19 protein-coding genes are annotated in these 18,846 nt (G+C 75.4%); 13 read left to right on the plus strand and 6 right to left on the minus strand.

Annotated elements, in window-relative coordinates; translation table 11 throughout:
• The first annotated feature begins 147 nt into the window (after positions 1-147).
• From IE305_RS09455 to IE305_RS09470, 4 genes are all read left to right on the plus strand, one after another.
• Positions 148-1,212, plus strand: coding sequence for an ABC transporter substrate-binding protein (locus IE305_RS09455; protein ID WP_190129428.1), 1,065 nt, complete (start codon positions 148-150; stop codon positions 1,210-1,212).
• On the plus strand, positions 1,213-2,292 hold the full coding sequence (locus IE305_RS09460; RefSeq protein WP_190129056.1) for a FecCD family ABC transporter permease: 1,080 nt from the start codon (positions 1,213-1,215) through the stop codon (positions 2,290-2,292).
• 1 nt (position 2,293) lies between these two features.
• A complete protein-coding gene (locus IE305_RS09465) occupies positions 2,294-3,088 on the plus strand; it encodes an ABC transporter ATP-binding protein (protein ID WP_190129057.1) in 795 nt (264 codons plus the stop codon).
• A 112-nt stretch (positions 3,089-3,200) separates the two neighbouring features.
• Positions 3,201-5,003: a hydroxysqualene dehydroxylase gene (locus tag IE305_RS09470; protein WP_190129058.1), complete on the plus strand. Its 1,803-nt coding sequence runs from the start codon at positions 3,201-3,203 to the stop codon at positions 5,001-5,003.
• Positions 5,004-5,039: 36 nt separating this feature from the next.
• On the opposite strand, the gene IE305_RS09475 is transcribed toward IE305_RS09470, so the two are convergent.
• Positions 5,040-5,969 carry an L-tyrosine/L-tryptophan isonitrile synthase family protein gene (locus tag IE305_RS09475; RefSeq protein WP_190129429.1) on the minus strand — a complete coding sequence of 310 codons (930 nt, stop codon included), beginning with the start codon at positions 5,967-5,969 and terminating at the stop codon, positions 5,040-5,042.
• 10 nt (positions 5,970-5,979) lie between these two features.
• Positions 5,980-7,251, minus strand: coding sequence for a cytochrome P450 family protein (locus IE305_RS09480; RefSeq protein ID WP_190129059.1), 1,272 nt, complete (start codon positions 7,249-7,251; stop codon positions 5,980-5,982).
• Between the two features lie 233 nt (positions 7,252-7,484).
• Here IE305_RS09480 and IE305_RS09485 point away from each other — a divergent pair, with 233 nt between their 5' ends.
• From IE305_RS09485 to IE305_RS09495, 3 genes are read left to right on the plus strand one after another with little or no spacing between them, the layout of a single operon-like run.
• On the plus strand, positions 7,485-7,706 hold the full coding sequence (locus IE305_RS09485) for a hypothetical protein (protein WP_190129060.1): 222 nt from the start codon (positions 7,485-7,487) through the stop codon (positions 7,704-7,706).
• Complete coding sequence (locus tag IE305_RS09490; RefSeq protein ID WP_190129061.1) at positions 7,706-9,997, plus strand: heavy metal translocating P-type ATPase; 2,292 nt, start codon at positions 7,706-7,708, stop codon at positions 9,995-9,997. The genes IE305_RS09485 and IE305_RS09490 overlap by 1 nt, the downstream gene beginning before the upstream one ends.
• The gene (locus IE305_RS09495) at positions 9,994-10,470 is read left to right on the plus strand and encodes a copper chaperone PCu(A)C (RefSeq protein WP_190129062.1); all 477 of its coding nucleotides are present in this window, start codon (positions 9,994-9,996) and stop codon (positions 10,468-10,470) included. The genes IE305_RS09490 and IE305_RS09495 overlap by 4 nt, the downstream gene beginning before the upstream one ends.
• A 66-nt stretch (positions 10,471-10,536) precedes the next feature.
• Here the strand turns inward: IE305_RS09495 and IE305_RS09500 are convergent, their stop codons facing one another.
• Positions 10,537-11,115, minus strand: coding sequence for a sigma-70 family RNA polymerase sigma factor (locus tag IE305_RS09500; protein WP_190129063.1), 579 nt, complete (start codon positions 11,113-11,115; stop codon positions 10,537-10,539).
• A 61-nt stretch (positions 11,116-11,176) separates the two neighbouring features.
• Between IE305_RS09500 and IE305_RS09505 the strand changes: the two genes are divergently transcribed.
• Positions 11,177-11,353, plus strand: a complete 177-nt coding sequence (locus IE305_RS09505) for a zf-HC2 domain-containing protein (RefSeq protein WP_190129064.1) — start codon at positions 11,177-11,179, stop codon at positions 11,351-11,353.
• A 174-nt stretch (positions 11,354-11,527) separates the two neighbouring features.
• Here IE305_RS09505 and IE305_RS09510 read toward each other — a convergent pair whose 3' ends face one another.
• The gene (locus IE305_RS09510) at positions 11,528-12,208 is read right to left on the minus strand and encodes a hypothetical protein (protein ID WP_190129065.1); all 681 of its coding nucleotides are present in this window, start codon (positions 12,206-12,208) and stop codon (positions 11,528-11,530) included.
• Between the two features lie 278 nt (positions 12,209-12,486).
• Positions 12,487-12,801, minus strand: coding sequence for a hypothetical protein (locus IE305_RS09515; RefSeq protein WP_190129066.1), 315 nt, complete (start codon positions 12,799-12,801; stop codon positions 12,487-12,489).
• A gap of 98 nt (positions 12,802-12,899) precedes the next feature.
• Here IE305_RS09515 and IE305_RS09520 point away from each other — a divergent pair, with 98 nt between their 5' ends.
• The 3 genes from IE305_RS09520 (at position 12,900) to IE305_RS09530 (ending at position 16,166) form a co-directional block, all read left to right on the plus strand.
• Positions 12,900-14,171 (plus strand): GAF domain-containing protein, encoded by a 1,272-nt coding sequence (locus tag IE305_RS09520; protein ID WP_190129067.1) that lies wholly within the window; start codon positions 12,900-12,902, stop codon positions 14,169-14,171.
• A 65-nt stretch (positions 14,172-14,236) separates the two neighbouring features.
• On the plus strand, positions 14,237-15,760 hold the full coding sequence (gene exaC / locus IE305_RS09525) for an acetaldehyde dehydrogenase ExaC (RefSeq protein WP_190129068.1): 1,524 nt from the start codon (positions 14,237-14,239) through the stop codon (positions 15,758-15,760).
• 85 nt (positions 15,761-15,845) lie between these two features.
• Positions 15,846-16,166 carry a hypothetical protein gene (locus tag IE305_RS09530; protein ID WP_190129069.1) on the plus strand — a complete coding sequence of 107 codons (321 nt, stop codon included), beginning with the start codon at positions 15,846-15,848 and terminating at the stop codon, positions 16,164-16,166.
• A gap of 4 nt (positions 16,167-16,170) precedes the next feature.
• Here the strand turns inward: IE305_RS09530 and IE305_RS09535 are convergent, their stop codons facing one another.
• On the minus strand, positions 16,171-17,154 hold the full coding sequence (locus IE305_RS09535) for a GlxA family transcriptional regulator (RefSeq protein ID WP_190129070.1): 984 nt from the start codon (positions 17,152-17,154) through the stop codon (positions 16,171-16,173).
• 143 nt (positions 17,155-17,297) lie between these two features.
• Between IE305_RS09535 and IE305_RS09540 the strand changes: the two genes are divergently transcribed.
• Together IE305_RS09540 and IE305_RS09545 are read left to right on the plus strand one after the other, a co-directional pair.
• Positions 17,298-18,158 (plus strand): NAD(P)-dependent oxidoreductase, encoded by an 861-nt coding sequence (locus IE305_RS09540; protein WP_373311553.1) that lies wholly within the window; start codon positions 17,298-17,300, stop codon positions 18,156-18,158.
• Positions 18,155-18,778 (plus strand): maleylpyruvate isomerase N-terminal domain-containing protein, encoded by a 624-nt coding sequence (locus IE305_RS09545; RefSeq protein ID WP_190129072.1) that lies wholly within the window; start codon positions 18,155-18,157, stop codon positions 18,776-18,778. Before IE305_RS09540 ends, IE305_RS09545 begins: the two co-directional genes overlap by 4 nt.
• Positions 18,779-18,846 lie beyond the last annotated feature (68 nt).

Raw genomic sequence — 18,846 nt, forward strand, 5'->3', positions numbered from 1 at the left:
CCTGCGGCATGGGCGCAGGCTACGCCGGGTGGCCGGGCGCGGCACCCCTTTCCGTGCGACACGCGGGAACCCGGCGGGGGTGCGGTGCGACTACCTGGTCCGGGCCCGGACCCTCCGTGCCCTCCCCGACCCTGTGGAGTGTGAATGATGCGCCCTCGTGCGTGGTGCGGCGTGCTGGCCGCGGTGGCCCTGTCGGCGACGGCCTGCGGCGGCGGTGGCGGCGAGTCCGGCAGGACGGCTGACGCGGCGGACGCCGCGGCCCGTCCCGGCTTCCCGGTGAGCGTCACCGACTGCATGGGGTCCCGGACCACGTTCGACGCGGCGCCGAAGCGCATCGTCACCGCCAACGCCGCCGGCCTGGAGCTGCTGATGTGGCTCGGCGCGGGCGACAAGGTCGTCGGTACGGGCTTCCCGCCCGGCAAGGGCGTGCTGCCCGCCGAATTCGCGGACAAGGCCGGGAAGGTGCCGGTGCTGGGGAAGACCGTCATCCCGAAGGAGAAGCTGCTGGGGTCGGGCGCCGACCTCTACCTCGACGCGTTCTCCTCCATGAAGAACATGGGAAAGACGGGCGACGCCCCGACGGCCGAGGAGTTCAGGGCCGCCGGCATCAAGCACGTGTACCTCAAGTCGACCGCCTGCGCCGCCATGAGCAAGGCGCCCCGCACCGACCTGTCCGGCGTGGAGGGCGACATCGAGGAGCTGGGCCGGGTGACGGGCACCTCGCAGCGCGCCGGCGAGCTGGTCGCCGGCATGCGGAGGAAGACGGGCGAGGTGCGCGAGGCGCTCAAGGACGTGCCCGAGGACAAGCGGCCCACCTACTTCCTCTTCGACTACGACGCCGGCACCAAGCAGCCGATGGCGGTGTGCAACCGGCAGGTCGCCAACGCCGTCATCACGCAGGCCGGCGGCCGCAACGTCTTCGCGGACTGCGACGGCGACTTCAAGCCGGTCGGCTGGGAGGACGTGGTGGCGAAGAACCCGGACTTCATCCAGCTGGCGGTGCGCAACCGGGGCAGCGCGGAGGCCAACGAGAAGGCGTTCGCGGAGGCGGAGGCGTTCCTGCGCGAGTTCCCCGCCACGAAGGACCTCACGGCCGTGCAGGAGGGCCGTTTCCTGCGCATCGGCTCGGAGCGCACCACCATCGGCGGCGTGCGCAGCGCCGACACGGTGCAGGAGATCGCCCGGGTGCTGCACCCCGGCAAGGTCAAGTAGATGACGGCGCTCGCCACGTCCCGCGGGGAGGAGCGGGAAGAACGGGACGGGCCGTGGCGCCCGGCCGCCGGCCAGGTTTGTGCCGTGCTGGGCGTGGCCCTGCTGGTGGCGCTGACCGCCTCGGTCTGCCTGGGTTCCACGCGCGTGCCGCCCGGGGAGGTGTGGTCCGCGGTCGTACGGGGCGTGTCCGGGCAGGACGCGGCGCCCGGCACTCAGGACCTGATCGTGTGGCGGCTGCGGGTGCCGCGCGCCCTGCTGGCAGCCGTGGTCGGCGCGGGCCTCGGCCTGGTCGGCACGGCCGCCCAGGCCCTGGTGCGCAACCCCCTCGCCGACCCGTACCTGCTCGGCATCTCCAGCGGCGCCTCCCTGGGGGCGGTGGCCGCGCTCGTGCTGGGGCTGGGCGCGGGCGGGGCCCTGGGGCTGGGCCTGTCGGCGGCCGCGTTCGCCGGCGCCCTCGCCTCGTTCGCGCTGGTGTGGGCCGTCGCCCGGCGCGGCGGCGGGTTCCGGCCGCTGCGGCTGGTCCTGGCGGGCGTGGGCATCGGGCAGTTCCTGTCCGGCTTCACGCACTACCTGGTGCTCCAGGCCGGGGACGAGCAGCAGACGCACAGCGCGCTGTTCTGGCTGATGGGCTCGCTCGGCGGCGCCCAGTGGGCCACGCTCGCGCTGCCCTCCGCCGCCGTCGTGCTGGGCGCGCTCGCGCTCCAGGCGAAGGCGCGCGCCCTCAACGCCCTGCTGATGGGCGACGAGACCGCCGCCGCGCTGGGCGTGGACGTGGCCCGGCTGCGGCGCGTGCTGTTCGTCGTGACGAGCCTGCTGACGGGCGTCCTGGTGTCCGTGTCGGGGGCCATCGGCTTCGTGGGGCTGATGGTGCCGCACGCATGCCGCATGGTCGTCGGCGGCGACCACCGCCGGCTGCTGCCGGTGGCCGGGCTCTTCGGCGCGGTGCTGCTCGTCGTCGTCGACCTGGTGGCCCGTACCGCGCTCACCGACCAGGAACTGCCCGTCGGGGTCGTCACCTCGCTGATCGGCGCGCCCGCGCTGCTGTACCTGCTGGACCGCCGCCTGGAGAGGGAGCACTGAGATGAGGACGGCCATCGAGGACCTCCAGGTGACCCTGTCGGGCCGCACCGTGGTCTCCGGGGTGCGGATCGTCGCCGGGGAGGGGGAGGTCGCCGGGCTCGTCGGGCCCAACGGCAGCGGCAAGTCGACCGTGCTGCGCACCGTCTACCGGCACCTGCGGCCGCACGCCGGCCGGGTCGTGGTCGGTGACCGGGACGTCCGCGAACTGACCGCGGCCGAGGCCGCGCGCCGGGTGGCGGCGCTGCCGCAGGAGCGCGGCTCCGACTTCGAGCTGTCGGTGCGCGAGGTGGTCGCCATGGGCCGTACGCCGTACAAGCGGGCGTTCGCCGGCGACGACGGCCGGGACGCCGCCGTCGTCGCGGAGGCGCTGGAACAGGTGGGCATGGCCGGCGAGGGGCGGCGGCGGTTCTCCGCGCTGTCCGGCGGCGAACGGCAGCGCGTGCTGCTGGCGCGGGCCCTGGCCCAGGACCCGTCGGTGCTGGTGCTGGACGAGCCCACCAACCACCTCGACGTACGGCACCAGGTGGAGCTGCTGGCGCTGCTGCGGCAGCAGCGGCGCACGACCCTGATCGCCCTGCACGACCTCAACGCGGCGGCCTCGGTCTGCGACCGGCTGCACGTACTGCACCGGGGCGCGGTGGTGGCCTCGGGCACGCCGCGCGAGGTGCTCACGCCCGCGCTGCTGGCGGAGGTGTTCGGGGTGCGGGCGGCGGTCGTCGAACACCCGCTGACCGGGGACCCGCTGATCGCGTTCGACCACCGGAGCCCTGTGGCGCGGGAGGTGCCCGTCGCCTAGCGGGGGCCGTGTGCTCCGTGAGTGGTCACCGCCGAGGAGCCGGCGTCACCCGATGCCATGACCGGGCGGCCGGCACCATGCCCCGCCCGGTTCCCGGCTCGTTGTCCCGGACGTGTCACACGACCCGGGAGCGCCCACGCGGCGCACGTTCCTGACCACCGCGGGCGGCCTCGGCAGCGGCCTCGCACTGACCCGCGCCACGGGGCCCGCGCACGCCGCGCCCCCCGGCCGCGCGGCCCGGCACGTCGCCGTCCTCGGCGGCGGCGTCTCCGGGCTCAGCGCCGCCCACGAACTCGCCGAACGCGGCTACCGCGTCACGGTGTACGAACGGAACGACGCGCTCGGCGGCAAGGCCCGCAGCATGGACGTCCCCGGCACCGCCACCGCCGGGCGCCGCCCCCTCCCCGGGGAGCACGGCTTCCGCTTCTTCCCCGGCTTCTACCGCAACCTCCCCGACACGCTGCGCCGCATCCCCGTGCCCGGCGGCCGGGGGACCGTGCACGGCAACCTCGTGAACGCCACCGAGGAGCTGACCGTGCGCGACGGCGGCCGCCCCGACCTGCGGCTGCCCTTCCGCACCGTGACCGCCCCACCGGACCTGAACGCCCTCCGTCCCGACGCGCTCCTGCAGACCCTGACCGGCACCCTCGACACGCTCCTGCACCTGCCGCCCACCGAGGCCGCTTACTTCGCCGGCCGCATGCTGGTCCACCTCACCAGCTGCGAACGCCGCCGCACCCGGCAGTGGGACCGCGTCCCGTGGTGGGACTTCATCGGGGCCGGCCGCATGTCCCGCGACTACCAGCACCTCCTCGGCACCGGCGCGACCCGCAACCTCGTCGCCACCCGGGCCGAGCAGGCCAGCACCCGGACCATCGCGCGCATCCTGGAGGCGTTCGTCCACAACGTCCTCGGCCGCGACAACGACGGCGAACCGGACCGCGTCCTCGACGCGCCCACCAGCGAGGCCTGGATCGGCCCCTGGGCGGAGCACCTCCGCTCCCTGGGCGTGACGTTCGTCCTCGGGGCGGAGGTCCGCGAGTTCCTCTACGACGACGGCCGGATCACCGGCGTCCGCCTGGCCGCGCCCGGCGCCGGCGGGCCCGCCCGTACGCGTACCGTCTCGGCCGACCACTACGTGTGCGCCATGCCCGTCGAACACGCCCGCGCCACCTGGGGGCCGGAGCTGCGCGCCGCCGACCCGCAGCTGGCCCGCTGCGACCGGCTGAGGACCGACTGGATGGTCGGCATCCAGTTCTACCTCCGCCGGCGCACGCCGATCGTGCACGGGCACGTCAACCACGTGGACACGCCGTGGGCCCTCACGTCCATCAGCCAGGCCCAGTTCTGGCCCGGGCGCGACCTGCCCGCCCAGTACGGCGACGGCCGGGTCGCCGAGAGCCTCTCGGTGATCGTCTCCCAGTGGGACACGCCCGGCATCCTGTACGGCAGGCCGGCGCTCGCCTGCACCCGGCGGCAGGTGGCCGAGGAGACGTGGGCCCAGCTCAAGGCCGGCCTGAACGACACCGGGCGGCGCGTCCTGGACGACGCCGACCTCCACGGGTGGTTCATGGACCCCGCCGTCACCGGCCTCGGCGGCCCGGCGCCCGCCAACCGGGAACAGCTCCTCGTCCACCCGGTGGGCACTCTCTACGACCGCCCCACCAGCCGCACGGCCGTGCCCAACCTGTTCCTCGCCGGCGACTACGTGCTCACGGACATCGACCTCGCCACCATGGAGGGCGCGAACGAGTCGGCCCGCCGCGCCGTCAACGCCCTCCTCGACGCCGACGGCTCGCCCGCGCCCCGCTGCCGGGTGTGGCCCCTCTTCCGGCCGCCCGAGCTGGAGCCCCTCAAGGCCCAGGACGAGGCCCGGTTCCGGGCCGGCCTGCCGAACGTCTTCGACCTCGGATGACAGCGGGACGACAGCGGGACGGCAGCGGGACGACAGCTATGCGGCGAGGTAGTGGCTGGGGCGTCCGTCCTTGTGGACGAGGCGCCCCAGCCGTTCCGCGTCGGCGCGGCGCAGCAGGCGCGGGGCGGGCCCGGCGCCCAGCAGGACGGTGGTGTGCCAGGGCGTGGCCCAGGCGTCGTCGGCCTCCAGGAGGCGGATGCCGAACTTCGGTGCGCCCGCCGGCTGCGGGTGGATGGACAGGCGTACGGCGTCGGGGTGGTGCGCGGCGACGAGCGCGCCCCAGGCGCGGCTGCGGGCGATGACCTCGTAGGCGCGCTGCCGGCAGTGGCGCTGGAGCTGCGAGCGGGTGCCGTCGAACTCCGCCGTGTCCTCCACGAGGAAGCGGGTGATGCCGCGGTAGAGCCGGGCCGTCTCCTCGTCGGTGCGCACCTGCGCGCGCAGCTCCTCGGTGGTGGGGGCGTACGCCCGGGTGACCAGCTCGCGCTTGGTGTCGTAGGGCAGGTCGCCGTGGACGTGCCGCAGGTCGAAGGTGCTCAGGCGGGTGTGGCCGCCCCGCTCGACCATGGCGCGCAGTTCGTCGCCGTACGCGTCGATGTGGTCGTCCGGCACGCCGATGACGTCGCCGAAGATGTGGCCGTCGGAGCAGATGACGATGCGGGCGCCGGGCTCGTACGTCTCGGCGATGCGGGCGCAGAGCCCGTCGAGGAAGGCGAGGGAGAGCCGTTCGCCCTCGTCGGGGAGGTGGCCGAGGACCTTCTCGGGGTTCGGCGACTTGCAGGGGAAGCCCGGCAGGGTGAGCACGACGGGCGCACCGCGGTCGGTGAAGTGCCGTATCCGGCGCAGCTGCTCGGCGTGGGCGGCCGGATCGGGCACGGCGGGGCCGGTGGTGCGGTGGTACGGCAGGAGCAGCTCGAGGATGCGGGCCTCGACGGTCGTGCTGGGGCTCTGGGTGAGGGTGTGCGGCATGGGGTGGTCGTCATCCACGGGAGTGGGGGCAGCGGGCGGGGGCGGTGGTGGGGGCGGTCCGGGCGTCGTAGGCGACGGGCAGGCGGGAGGTGCCGCGGCCGAGCACGGCCGGGATCCAGGGCAGTTCGGCCTCGGGCACGGCCAGGCGCAGGCCGGGCAGCCGGCCAATCAGCGTGCCGAGGGCGACCTGGAGCTCCGTGCGGGCCAGGGAGGCGCCGGGGCAGAAGTGGATGCCGTGCCCGAAGCCGAGGTGCGGGCCCTGGTCGCGGTCGAGGTCGAGGGTGTCGGGGTCGGGGAACCGCTCGGGGTCGCGGTTGGCGGCGCACAGCGAGACGATCACGGAGTCGCCGGCCGGGACGCGGGTGCCGTGCAGGTCGGCGTCCTCGGCGAGGAACCGCCAGGTGGTGAGCTCGAAGGCGCTGTCGAGACGCATGAGTTCCTCCACGGCGCGCGGCCACAGGGCCGGCTCGGCGCGCAGCCGGCCGAGGGCCTCGGGGTGGCGCAGGAGGGAGACGAGGGCGGTGGTGATCTGGTTGGTGACGGGTTCCTGTCCGGCGACGAGCAGCTGGAAGACCATGGAGTCGAGCTCCTCGGCCGTCAGTTCGCCCGTGTCGCGCGCGGTGACGAGGCGGGACAGCAGGCCGTCGCCGGGGTGCGCGCGCCGGTCGGCGACGACCTCGGCGATGTAGTCCTGGAGTTCGCGCAGCAGCGCCTCGTAGGCGGGGCGCCCGGGGTCGGTGGGGCCGACGGGGGCCACCACCTTGCCCCAGTCGCGCCGGAAGCGGGCGGCGAGGTGCGGCGGCAGGCCGATGACCTCGGCGAGCACCTGGAAGGGGAAGCGGGCGGCGAAGCCCTCGACGAGGTCGGCCCCGGCCGGCCCGGCCGGCAGCGCGTCGACGAGGGCGTCGGCCAGCTCCTGGAAGCGCGGCCGCAGCGCGGCGACGCGGCGCGGCGCGAACGCGTCGGTGACGAGCCGGCGCATGGCCGTGTGCTTCGGCGGGTCCTGGTGCAGCAGGTGCACCTGGAGCTGGGAGTGCTGGGGCTCCGGCATGATCGAGGCGCGGGCGCGCCAGCGGTCGTTGCCCCGCGCGTGGTTCTTGCCGAGCCGCGGGTCGGCGAGGGTGGCCTGCGCGGCGGCGTGCCCCGTCACCAGCCAGGCGGTGACGCCGCTGGGGAAGAGCACCCGGTGCACGGGCCCGGCCTCGCGCAGGCGCGCGTAGAGGGGGTACGGGTCGCGCTTGTACTCGGGGCCGTAGAGGGGTACGGGGTCGGGCAGCTGCACGAAGGGGCTCCTCACGGGTGTCGTGGACCCCTGAGAAGTCGTACGGCGGCAAGGCCGGGTTCCCGGCTCTTCCGGAAAGCGGGGCGGTGGGACCGGGTGGTGAAGGAGCCCGTATCGCCAGGTAGTCGGGCGCGGCGGGCCCCGGGTTCCCGGGGACGGAAGGGATAATCCTCACGCGCCGGGAAGCGGGTGAACCGCCCGGCCGCGCGGCCGGGGCGTGTCACGATGCGGCGATGAGCGAAGCGGCGAAGACCCCTCCCCCCGCTCCCCCCGCCTACACGGTCCTGATCGGCTTCGTGCTGCTGCTCGCCGCGCTGTTCGGTGCGGCGTACGCGGCCGGTGCGGCGGCCGGGCCCGTGGCGCCGGGCCTGCACCGCACGGACGGCGGCACGAGCAGCCCGGACGGGACAGGCGGAACGGGCGGCACGGGCGGCATGGGCGGGATGAGGCACTGATGAGTACGACGACGCAGCAGCCGCAGCCCGCACTGACGACCACCGAACTGATCGTCGGCGGCATGACGTGCGCGGCCTGTGTGGCCCGCATCGAGAAGAAACTGGGCCGCCTGGACGGGGTGAGCGCGACCGTCAACCTGGCCACCGGCCGGGCCCGCGTCACGCATCCCGCGACGGTCGGCACGGCCGAGCTGGTGGCCGTGATCGAGGGCGCGGGCTTCACCGCGGCCCTGCCGGAGCCCGCCGCCGCGGACCGGCAGGAGGAGGCCGCGGACGCGGCGTCGCGGTCGGCCCTCGGGCGGCTGCTGGTGGTGGCGGTGCTGTCGGTACCGGTGCTGGTGCTGTCCATGGTGCCGGCCCTCCAGTTCCGCAACTGGCAGTGGCTGTGCTTCGTGCTGGCCTCGCCGGTGGCGGCGTGGGGCGCGTGGCCGTTCCACCGCAAGGCGCTGGCCGGCCTGCGGCACGGCGGCGCGACGATGGACACCCTCGTCTCCCTCGGCGTCCTCGCCTCGTACGGGTGGTCGGCGTACGCGCTGTTCCTCGGCGGGGCGGGCGACCCGGACATGAGGATGCCGTTCACGCTCGTGCCGTCGGCGACGGCGGGCGTCGCGGACGTGTACCTGGAGGCCGTCGTCGGCGTGCCCCTGTTCGTGCTGGCCGGGCGGCTGCTGGAGTCCCGCGCCCGGCACGGCACGGGCTCGGCGCTGCGCGCCCTGGCGTCGCTGGCGGCGAAGGACGTGTGCGTCCGGGACGACGACGGCACGGAACGCCGCGTACCGATCGGTGCGTTGAAGGTCGGCGACCGCTTCGTCGTCCGGCCGGGCGAGCGGGTCGCCACCGACGGCGTCGTGGTCTCGGGCAGCTCGGCGCTGGACCTGTCGCTGGTGACGGGCGAGAGCGCGCCCGTGGAGGCCGGGCCGGGCGCGACGGTGGTCGGCGGCGCGGTCAACTCCGGCGGCGTCCTGGTCGTACGGGCCGAGGCGGTCGGCGAGGACACGGCGCTGGCCCGGATCGCCCGGCTGGTCGAGGACGCGCAGGCGGGCAAGGCCCGGTTGCAGCGCGTCGCGGACACGGTGGCGGGCGTCTTCGTGCCCGCGGTGCTGGCGGTGGCGGTCACGGTCCTGGGCTTCTGGCTGGGCGCCGGCGCCTCGCCCCAGGCGGCGGTCACCGCGGCGGTGGCGGTCCTCGTGGTGGCGTGCCCCTGCGCACTGGGCCTGGCCACCCCCACGGCCCTGATCGCGGCCACGGGCCGCGGCGCGGGCCTCGGCATCCTGGTCAGCGGCCCCCGCGCCCTGGAGGGCCTGCGCCGCGTGGACACGGTGGTGCTGGACAAGACGGGCACGCTGACGACGGGCACCCTGACGGTGACCGGCGTGACGACGGCCCCGGACAGCCCCTACGAGGCGGAGGAGGCCCTGCGCCTGGCGGGCGCGGCCGAGTCCGGCTCGGAACACCCGGTGGGCCGCGCCCTCCACGCCCACGCGCTGCGCACGTCCGGCCCGCTGCCGGAGGCGGAGGACTTCACGGCGACGACGGGCGTGGGCGTCCGCGCCCGGGTCGACGGCCACGAGGTGGAGCTGGGCCGCCCGGCGGCGGACGAAACCGCCCTGCCCTCCGCGCTCCCCTCTGCCCTCGTCGACGCCCTCGCCCGGGCCGATGCCGCCGGTCACACCCCCGTCCTCCTCCGCGTCGACGGCCGTCCCTGCGCCGTCATCGCCCTCGGCGACACCCTCCGCACCGGCAGCTACCGCGCCGTCCACCACCTCAAGCGCCTCGGGCTGCGGCCCGTGCTCGCCACCGGTGACACCGACGCGGCCGCCCGGCACGTCGCCCGTGAGCTCGGCATCGCCGACGCCGACGTCCATCCCCGTTCGACGCCCGAGGACAAGGCCGCCCTGGTCCGCTCGCTCCGCGAGCGCGGTCACCGGGTCGCCGTCATCGGCGACGGCGTGAACGACACCGCCGCCCTCGCCGGTGCCGACCTCGGCATCGCCATGGGCGGCGGTACCGATGCGGCCATCGGCGCCGCCGACGTCACGCTCGTCCGCGAGGACATGGGCACCCTGGCCGACGCCGTGCGCCTGGCCCGCCGTACCACCGCGACCGTACGGGCCAATCTGGCCTGGGCCTTCGGCTACAACCTGGTCACCGTGCCGCTCGCGGCCGTCGGGCTGCTCAGCCCCATGGTCGCGGCGGCCGCAATGTCGGCCAGTTCGCTGCTCGTCGTCGGCAACAGCCTGCGGCTGCGCACCTGGCAGCCCCGCCGCGCCCCCCGAGGAGGCACCCGATGACCCCCGTCGCATCCGCGCTCCGCGCCGCTCTCGTCCCGGTCACCGCCGGCGCCGTCGCCCTCGCCGGCCTCACCGCCTGGACGGCCTCCGGCGCCGCCGGCCGCCCCGCGCACGTACGCGTGGACAACGGCCGCATGCTGCTCCCGTTCGGCGTGGACGACACCGCGGCGACGTTCCGGCTGCGCAACGACGGCGACGCCGACGACGAGCTCCTCGGCGTGGACGTGCCGTCCGCCGGCGGCGCCATGCTCAGCCGCACCGTCGTGGCCAACGGCGCCGGCTCGATGCGCATGGTGCACTCCGCGACCGTACCGGCGCACGGCACGCTGGAGATGTCGCCGCACGGCCTGGACGTGATGGTGTACCGGCCGCCGGACGTCCGCGTCGGCGACCGCGTCCCCGTCGTCCTGCGCTTCCGCGAGAGCGGCACGGTGCGCGTCGAGGCGGTCGTGGTGCGGCCGGGCACACGCTGAACCCGTACCGGAACGGCCGAGGGGCCACGGCGGACGTACCGCCGTGGCCCCTCGGCACACGCGTCGCTAGCCGGCCAGCGCCGGCACCCGCGCCGCCGCCCGTTCCGCGATCTCCAGCTGCCCGATCAGGGCCTCGCGCGCCCGCGCCACGCGCGACCGCACCGTCCCCACCGGGCAGCCCGCGACGACGGCGGCCTCCGCGTACGGCAGCCCCAGCATCTGGGTCAGCACGAACGCCTCACGGCGCTCGCACGGCAACCGGTCCAGCAGCTGCGAGAGCGCCACGCCCTCGTCGAAGCCCGGCACCTCGGCCGGCTGGGCCCGTTCGGCCGCCGACTGCCAGTCGTCGGTGTCGGACAGGCGCGGCCGCGCCGCCTGGAAGCGCAGCCGGTCCACGACCGTGCGGCGCGCGATGGCCAGCAGCCAGGTCCGGGCCGAGGAGCGGCCCTCGAAGCGCGGCAGCGAGCGCAGCGCGCGCAGGTACGTCTCCTGCACGAGGTCGTCGGCGCCCTGCGGGTCGCCGCTCAGCCGTGCCACGTACCGCCGCACGTCGTTCTGCGTGGCGCGGATGAATCGTTCCACCGCGTCCGCGTCACCGGTCCGGGCGGCCAGCGCCCAGGCGGTCACCGCCTCGTCGTCACGCACGGCGGCCCCCTCGGCGGGGGGCGGTGTGCCGGGCCGGCCCGGCGCCGGGGACGATGGCGGGGTGGAGTGCAGTGACGTCCGTACCGCCGTGTCCGCCCGCCTGGACGGCGAGGAGCTGCCGCCCGGGGTGCCCGGCGCGGTGCTCGTCGCGCACCTCGCGGGCTGCGGCGGCTGCCGCGACTGGCAGGAACGGGCGCGCCGGCTCAAGGCGCTGGCCGCGGTGCTGGACCTCGGCTGAGCACGGGGGTGTGAGGGCAGGGGTCATCGCCCTGGGTCCTTCCTGAAGTCCGGGACCCGCCGCGCCGCGGTGGCGGCCCGGCGTCCCGGTGACGTGTTCCGGCCTGGGTCGGTCGCCTCGGGCGGACACGTGCGCGGAAGACCCGGCGGAGGACCCGTGGGCGTGCCGGACGTGTCAGCAGAAGGCGACGACGCCGGCGGGCGGACCACGCCGGGCCAGGACGTACCCGTACAGCAGCTGCCGCAGCCGCTGCGCGGCGCGCGCGGCACCGGCGCGCACCCGGGGCGGGCCCCAGGGCGACGGGGCGGCCCGGAAGAGGAGCAGGAGGGGGGCGAACAGGCGGGCCGCGAGGGTCCGGCCGAGCCGGAACGCGGCTTGTTCGCCGCCGGACAGCCAGATGCCGCAGACGACGGCGACGAGGACGTGCGCGGACCACATGCCGAGCGCGCCGTGGCCGGCGTGGCCGGCCACGGACGTCATGCCGCCCATGTCGTGGGGGCCGGCCGCGCCGGGCATGAGCTGGGGTGGTGCGCCGCAGACGGCCGTGGACGGGGCGGACACCGGCGGAACACCGGGTGCCGCCGAGGCGACGGCCTGGGCGACCGAGAAGAAGAAGTGCAGCGCCGTCTGGGCGCCGACCGTGGCCAGCGTGACGAGCAGCGGCCCGCGCTCGCGGCCCGCCAGGAACCACGCACAGCTCGCCGTACCGCTCAGCGCCACCCCGACGGCCCACCACGGGACGTGGCTGCCGGACATCACGGCGTGGCCCAGGGCGGCGAGCAGCACGCACACCGCTGCGAACACTCCGGCTCGCAGCGCACGCGGTGCCTGACCGGCGGGCTGCCCTGTTCTCATGACGTGCACATCGTCGCACCCGCCCCGGGCGGGTCCACGACGGGGGCACCGGTGTGCTCGTACGACCGCCCACTCGGCGCACGGCTCCGCCCCGTACCGTCCGCCCGGCGGTACGGGGCGGCGGGTCGCCGGCTCGGGGGGAGTGACCGGCGACCCGGTCCCGTCGCGCCAGTGGGACTCGCATCACCGAGTCAAGCGCGCACGGCGGCCGGACGGGAGCGTGTGCGGGCCACGACCGCGGGTGCTCCGCTCACACCCCGTGTGAACCGGTTGCCCGCTTACTTCGCGGGGCGGGCGCGCCACCGTGCCGGGAGCCAGCCGGCGCTCGTCCGGTCGCCGAACCGGCTGCCGATGGCTCCCTTCACGACGGAGAGGGCGGCGGGTAAGGCGGCGATGGCGGCGGCCTTGATCGCGGAGATGCTGGTGAGGTCGAAGCCGTCGGCGAGAAGGAGGCCGACGAAGGTGGTGATGTAGGCGGCGAGGGTGCGCTCGGCGATGTCGAGCAGGATGTCGGTGCGGCGGGAGGGGCTGGAGGGCTTGGCGGCGCGCGCGGACTTGGAGGACCGGGAGGACCGGGACGAGCTGGTGGCCATGACGTCGATTCCGTTCGGGAGTTCCGGGAGAGACTGTGGGTGGCAGATTCGCGCGCATGTCGTATCCACCGCAAGCATGTGCGGTCCGGGAGGGTCACGTGGTCAATCCCTGGCTGGCGCTGACGGCCGGTGCCGACCCGGTCGCGCGTTCCCGCGCCGTCCGCGGGGCGCACGCGGAGTTCGTCGCGCGGCCGGGCCGCGACGTCAGCCCGCGCGTACGGGCCGTGGTCGCCGACTCGTGGCGGCGGTCGGCGGCGGTGCTGCCGGGCGCGGAGTTCACCGCGCCGGTCGAGCTGGCCGACGCCGAGCTGGACGGCTACCGCCGCGCCCACCCGCTGGCGCGCGCGTTGCCGCTCTTCCGCGAGCTGCTCGGGTCGATCGCGGACGACGGGGCGCACCTGCTGGCGGTGTGCGACGCGGCGGGCCGGCTGCTGTGGGTGGAGGGGCACGCGGGCATGCGGGGCCGGGCCGAGCACATGAACTTCGTGCCGGGCGCCCGCTGGGACGAGCGGCACGCGGGCACCAACGCACCCGGCACCGCACTGGCCCTGGACCACGCCGTGCAGATCTTCGCCACCGAGCACTACAACCGGCTGGCGCAGCGCTGGACGTGCGCGGCGGCGCCGGTGCACGACCCGTTCACGGGCCGGTTGCTGGGCGCCGTCGACATCACCGGCGGCGACCACCTGGCGGGCCCGCACAGCCTGGCGCTGGTGCAGGCGACGGCGCGGGCGGCCGAGGCGCAGCTGGCCGCGGAGCCGCCGGTACCCCCGGCCGTCCGGACGCTGACGGCGCTGGGGCGGGACGAGGCGGTGCTGGCGGCCGACGGACGGCGGCTGCGCCTGGGCCGGCGGCACAGCGAGATCGTGCTGCTGCTGGCCGGCCATCCGGACGGGCTGACCGGGGACCAGCTGGCGACGGCGCTGTACGGGGAGCGGTCGCTGCCGCCGGTGACGTTGCGGGCGGAGTTGTCGCGGCTGCGGCGGCTGGCAGGCGGGCTGCTGGCCTCGCGCCCGTACCGGCTGGCGGTGCCGGTGGAGACGGACGCAACGGCGGTGGAGCGGCTGCTGGCGGAGGGCGAGGTGCGGGAGGCGGTGCGCGCGTACGCGGGGCCGCTGCTGCCGTCCTCGGAGGCGCCGGGGGTGTGCCGGATGCGCCGGCTGCTGGAGGACCGGCTGCGCCGGGCCGTGCTGGGCAGCGGTGACGCGGGCGCGCTGCAACTGTGGGTGGACGCGCCGTGGGGCGAGGACGACCTGGAGGTGTGGGAGCGGCTGCTGGTGGTACTGCCGCGGGGCGCGGCGCACCGCGGGCGGGTGGCGGCGCGCACCGGGGAGCTGCGGGCAACGTTCGCGCAACCTGCGCGGGGCTAGCGTCCTGCCGTCGTGGCCGTCCCGCGCCGGAGGCGGGCGGCACTGGAGTGGACGGAAGGCCCGCCATGACCCGCTACGCCAGCCCCGGTTCGGCCGGGGCGATCGTCGGCTACCGGCCCCGGTACGACCACTGGATCGGCGGCGAGTACGTACCGCCCAAGCAGGGCCGGTACTTCGAGGACGTGAGCCCGGTGAACGGGCAGCCGTTCACGGAGGTCGCCCGGGGCACGGAGGAGGACGTGGAACGCGCCCTGGACGCGGCCCACGCGGCGGCGCCGGCGTGGGGCCGCACCTCGCCCGCCGAACGGGCGGCGGTGCTGGGCCGCATCGCGGACCGCATGGAGCAGAACCTGGAGGCGCTGGCGGTCGCCGAGTCCTGGGAGAACGGCAAACCGGTGCGGGAGACGCTGGCCGCGGACATCCCGCTGGCCGTCGACCACTTCCGCTACTTCGCGGCGGCCATCCGCGCCCAGGAGGGCGGCCTGGCGGAGCTGGACGAGGACACGGTCGCGTACCACTTCCACGAGCCGCTGGGCGTGGTGGCCCAGATCATCCCGTGGAACTTCCCGCTGCTGCTGGCGGCGTGGAAACTGGCACCGGCGCTGGCGGCCGGCAACGCGGTGGTCCTCAAACCGGCCGAGCAGACGCCGGCGTCGCTGCACGTGTGGCTGGACCTGGTGGCGGACCTGCTGCCGCCGGGCGTCCTCAACGTCGTCAACGGCTTCGGCCCGGAGGCCGGCCGCCCGCTGGCGCAGAGCCCGCGGGTGGCGAAGGTCTCGTTCACGGGCGAGACGACGACGGGCAAGCTGATCCTCGGGTACGCGGCGGAGACCCTGAAGCCGGTCACCCTGGAACTGGGCGGCAAGAGCCCGAACATCTTCTTCGACGACGTCTCGGCGGCCGACGACGACTTCCGCGACAAGGCCCTGGAGGGCTTCACCCTCTTCGCCCTCAACCAGGGCGAGGTCTGCACCTGCCCCTCCCGCGCCCTGATCCAGCGCGGCCACTACGACGCGTTCCTGGAAGCGGCGGTGGCCCGCACGGAGGCCATCGTCCCGGGCCACCCCCTGGACACCACCACCATGATCGGCGCACAGGCGTCGGCCGAACAACTCGACAAGATTCTCTCCTACTTCGGCATCGCCCGCAGCGAAGGAGCCCGCACCCTCACCGGCGGCACCCGGGCCCACCTCGGCGGCGAACTCGCCGACGGCTACTACATCGAGCCCACCATCCTCGAGGGCCACAACCGCATGCGGGTCTTCCAGGAGGAAATCTTCGGCCCGGTCGTCTCGGTCACCCCCTTCACCGACCTCGCCGACGCCATCGCCATCGCCAACGACACCCCGTACGGCCTCGGCGCCGGCGTCTGGACCCGCAACACCACCACCGCCTACCGAGCCGCCCGCTCCCTCCACGCCGGCCGCGTCTGGACGAACTGCTACCACACCTACCCGGCCCACGCCGCCTTCGGCGGCTACAAGGCCTCGGGCTTCGGCCGCGAGGGCCACAGCATGACGCTGAACCACTACCAGCAGACGAAGAACGTGCTGGTGAGTTATTCGGCTAAGAAGCTGGGGTTCTTCTAGGGGCGAGTGAGGGGCGCCGCCCGTTCCGGACGAGGACGCTCCCCTCAAGGGTTTCCAGGAACGCCCGATCGCCTGCACCGAGGCCATGTACGCCCTCGGCTGGGTGCTGCCCGAGCATGCGAGCGACCCACGGTGCACCGAACTCAGCGGTGGTCTTGCCGGCCACACCGAGTCGGGCACCTTCCGCATGCCGCGCGCCGAGGTCCGCCCCTGGCTCGCTTCGCTTTCCGGGGAGCGGAACAAGCCGGGCGGCTTGGACACCGACGGCGTGGTGGAACGGAAGGAAGGGCTCAGCCTCAGCGTCCTCCGGCCGCCGGGCAGTCTTGAGGCCGGCGAGGTGAGGGTGGATGTCCGCTGGGAAGGCGAGGACACCGCAGTCGTCACCTGCGAGACCTCCGGCCGCTGAGGACTCACCCGAACGCCCTCCGGTATTCCGTAGGTGTCACCCCCACCCGGGCCGTGAAGTGACGGCGGAGGTTGGCTCCTGTGCCCAGGCCGCTGCGTTCGGCGATCTGGTCCACGGGGAGGTCCGTGGCTTCCAGGAGTGACTGGGCGCGGGTGAGGCGTTGGTTGAGGAGCCATTGGAGGGGGGTGGTGCCGGTGGAGGCGTGGAGGCGGCGGAAGAAGGTGCGGGGGCTGAGGCCGGCGCGGCGGGCCAGGTCGGCGACTGTGAGGGGTTCGTCGAGGTGGGCCGTGGCCCAGGCGAGGACCGGGGCCAGGCCGTCGTCGTCGCGGACCGGGACCGTGAGGTCGACGAACTGGGCCTGGCCGCCCGGGCGGTGGGCCGGGACGACCATGCGGCGGGCCAGCTGGTTGGCCACATGCGCGCCCAGGTCGCGGCGGACGATGTGGAGGCACAGGTCCAGGCCGGCGGCCACGCCCGCGCTGGTGAGCACGGTGCCGTCGTCCACGTACAGCACGCTGTCGTCCACCTTGACCCGCGGGTAGCGGCGGGCCAGGTCGGCGGTGTGCTCCCAGTGCGCCGCCGCCCGGCGGCCGTCCAGGATGCCCGCCGCCGCCAGCGCGAACGCCCCGGTGCACAGGGACACCATGCGCGCCCCCGCGTCGGCCGCGCGCCGGAGTTCGCGCACCAGGGCCGGTGGCACCTCCTCCTCGCCCGTCACGCACGCGTCCGGCACCGACGTGACGATCACCGTGTCCGCGTCCGCCAGCGCGTCCCAGCCGTGCCGGGCCCGCAGCGCGAAGCCGTGGCCGGCCGGCACCGCGTCCGCGCCCGGGTGTTCCACGCACAGCCGCAGGTCGTACCAGCGATCGACCGGAAGCGGGTGCGGGATGCCGAACACCGCGCAGGCGATGCCCAGTTCGTACACGTCCCAGAGAGGTAAGTCCTGGTGGCCGAGGACGGCCACGGCCACGGTGCCCGGAGTGGTCATGCGCCGCAGCCTATCCGGCACCCATGGCAGGAATCGTTCGTGGATGGGCAATCCTGCCGGTGTTGGCTTGTCGTGGGCGGTGGAAGGGTGGGTCCTGTTCAGTCCGGACCTTCCTCCAACCTCCGCCAAGGAATATGCCTTTCATGTCGCACGTCACCGTTCTCGGCCTCGGCTCCATGGGGTCCGCCCTCGCCGGCTCCTTCCTCTCCGCCGGGCACCAGGTCACCGTCTGGAACCGCACCGCCGCCCGCGCCGAACCGCTCGTCGCGCGCGGCGCCGCAGCGGCCGCGACGGCCGGCGAGGCCGTCGCCGCCGCGCCGCTCGTCGTCGCCTGCGTGCTCGACTACGACGCGCTGCGCACCCTCCTGGCCGGCCACGAGGCCGCCCTCGCCGGGCGGACCCTGGTCAACCTCACCTCCGGCTCGCCGGAACAGGCCCGCGAGACGGCCGCCTGGGCGGCCGGGCACGGCATCGCGTACCTGGACGGCGCCATCATGAACACCCCGCCCCACATCGGCGCCCCCGGCACGATGCTGCTCTACAGCGGCGACCCCGCCGCGCTCGCCCGGCACCACGACACCCTCGCCGCCCTCGGCGACCCCGTCGACCTGGGCGAGGACGCCGGCCGTGCCGGTCTCTACGACACCGCGCTGCTCGGGCTGATGTGGGCCACGCTCGGCGGCTGGCTGCACGGCGTGGCGCTCGCCGCGGCGGACGGCGTGCCGGCGACGGAGTTCACGCCCGTCGCCAACCGCTGGCTGTCCGGCGCGGTCGCCGGGTTCCTCAGCGCGTACGCGCCGCAGACGGACGCCCGCAGCTACCCCGGCGACGACGCGACCCTCGACGTCCACCTCGCCGCCATGCAGCACCTGCTGCACGCCAGCCGCGACCGGGGGGTCGACACCGCGCTGCCGGAGCTGTTCGCCCGGCAGACGGAGCGGGCCATCGCCGCCGGGCACGGCGCGGACAGCTACGCCCGCCTCATCGAGGTCATCGCCAAGTGACCGCCCTCCGCACCACCACCGACTGGCCCCGGCTCGTCACCGAGGCCGCCGCCACGACGACCGCGCTGCTGGAACGGGCCGCCGGCGCCGACTGGACGGTCCGCCCGCAGGACAGCGAGTGGACCGCCCGGGACACGCTCGACCACCTCGCCCTCGGCGTGCTCGGCTACGCGGGCCTCCTCGTCGCCCGCCCCACCGACCGCTACATCACGCTGTTCGGCTCGCTCGACCCCGCCGCGCCCGTCCCGCACCGCCTGGAGGGGCTGCGGATCGCCGCGGCGCTGCTCGCGAGCACGGTGCGGGACGCGCCCGCGGACGTACGGGCGTGGCACCCGTGGGGGCACTCGGACGGCCCCGGCTTCGCCGCGATGGGCGTGGTCGAGCTGCTGGTGCACACCCACGACCTCGCCGGCACGTTCGGACTGCGGTGGTCGCCGCCCGACGCCCTGGCCGCCCCGGCCGTCGCCCGGCTCTTCCCGGACGCGCCGCAGGGGCACGCGCCCGGCACCACCTTGCTCTGGTGCACGGGACGCGTGGCGCTCCCCGGCCACCCGCGGCGCCCCGCGGGCGCCTGGTCCTGGGACGGGCGCGTCCGCCCGGAGCCACCGGCCGGCCACTGACGATTTGTCGGCAATTGCGGGGGCCACGGGGGTGCTCCCGCACCAGTCGGCAGGCAGGCCGACGGGCA

Source organism: Streptomyces mashuensis, assembly GCF_014654785.1.
Taxonomy (GTDB): Bacteria; Actinomycetota; Actinomycetes; order Streptomycetales; family Streptomycetaceae; genus Streptomyces; species Streptomyces mashuensis.

Coding starts and splice junctions, on each gene's coding strand:
- IE305_RS09455 (WP_190129428.1), top strand. CDS start 148: ATGCGCCCTCGTGCGTGGTGCGGCGTGCTGGCCGCGGTGGCCCTGTCG.
- IE305_RS09460 (WP_190129056.1), top strand. CDS start 1,213: ATGACGGCGCTCGCCACGTCCCGCGGGGAGGAGCGGGAAGAACGGGAC.
- IE305_RS09465 (WP_190129057.1), top strand. CDS start 2,294: ATGAGGACGGCCATCGAGGACCTCCAGGTGACCCTGTCGGGCCGCACC.
- IE305_RS09475 (WP_190129429.1), bottom strand. CDS start 5,969: ATGCCGCACACCCTCACCCAGAGCCCCAGCACGACCGTCGAGGCCCGC.
- IE305_RS09485 (WP_190129060.1), top strand. CDS start 7,485: ATGAGCGAAGCGGCGAAGACCCCTCCCCCCGCTCCCCCCGCCTACACG.
- IE305_RS09490 (WP_190129061.1), top strand. CDS start 7,706: ATGAGTACGACGACGCAGCAGCCGCAGCCCGCACTGACGACCACCGAA.
- IE305_RS09495 (WP_190129062.1), top strand. CDS start 9,994: ATGACCCCCGTCGCATCCGCGCTCCGCGCCGCTCTCGTCCCGGTCACC.
- IE305_RS09510 (WP_190129065.1), bottom strand. CDS start 12,208: ATGAGAACAGGGCAGCCCGCCGGTCAGGCACCGCGTGCGCTGCGAGCC.
- IE305_RS09515 (WP_190129066.1), bottom strand. CDS start 12,801: ATGGCCACCAGCTCGTCCCGGTCCTCCCGGTCCTCCAAGTCCGCGCGC.
- exaC (WP_190129068.1), top strand. CDS start 14,237: ATGACCCGCTACGCCAGCCCCGGTTCGGCCGGGGCGATCGTCGGCTAC.
- IE305_RS09530 (WP_190129069.1), top strand. CDS start 15,846: ATGTACGCCCTCGGCTGGGTGCTGCCCGAGCATGCGAGCGACCCACGG.
- IE305_RS09535 (WP_190129070.1), bottom strand. CDS start 17,154: ATGACCACTCCGGGCACCGTGGCCGTGGCCGTCCTCGGCCACCAGGAC.
- IE305_RS09540 (WP_373311553.1), top strand. CDS start 17,298: ATGTCGCACGTCACCGTTCTCGGCCTCGGCTCCATGGGGTCCGCCCTC.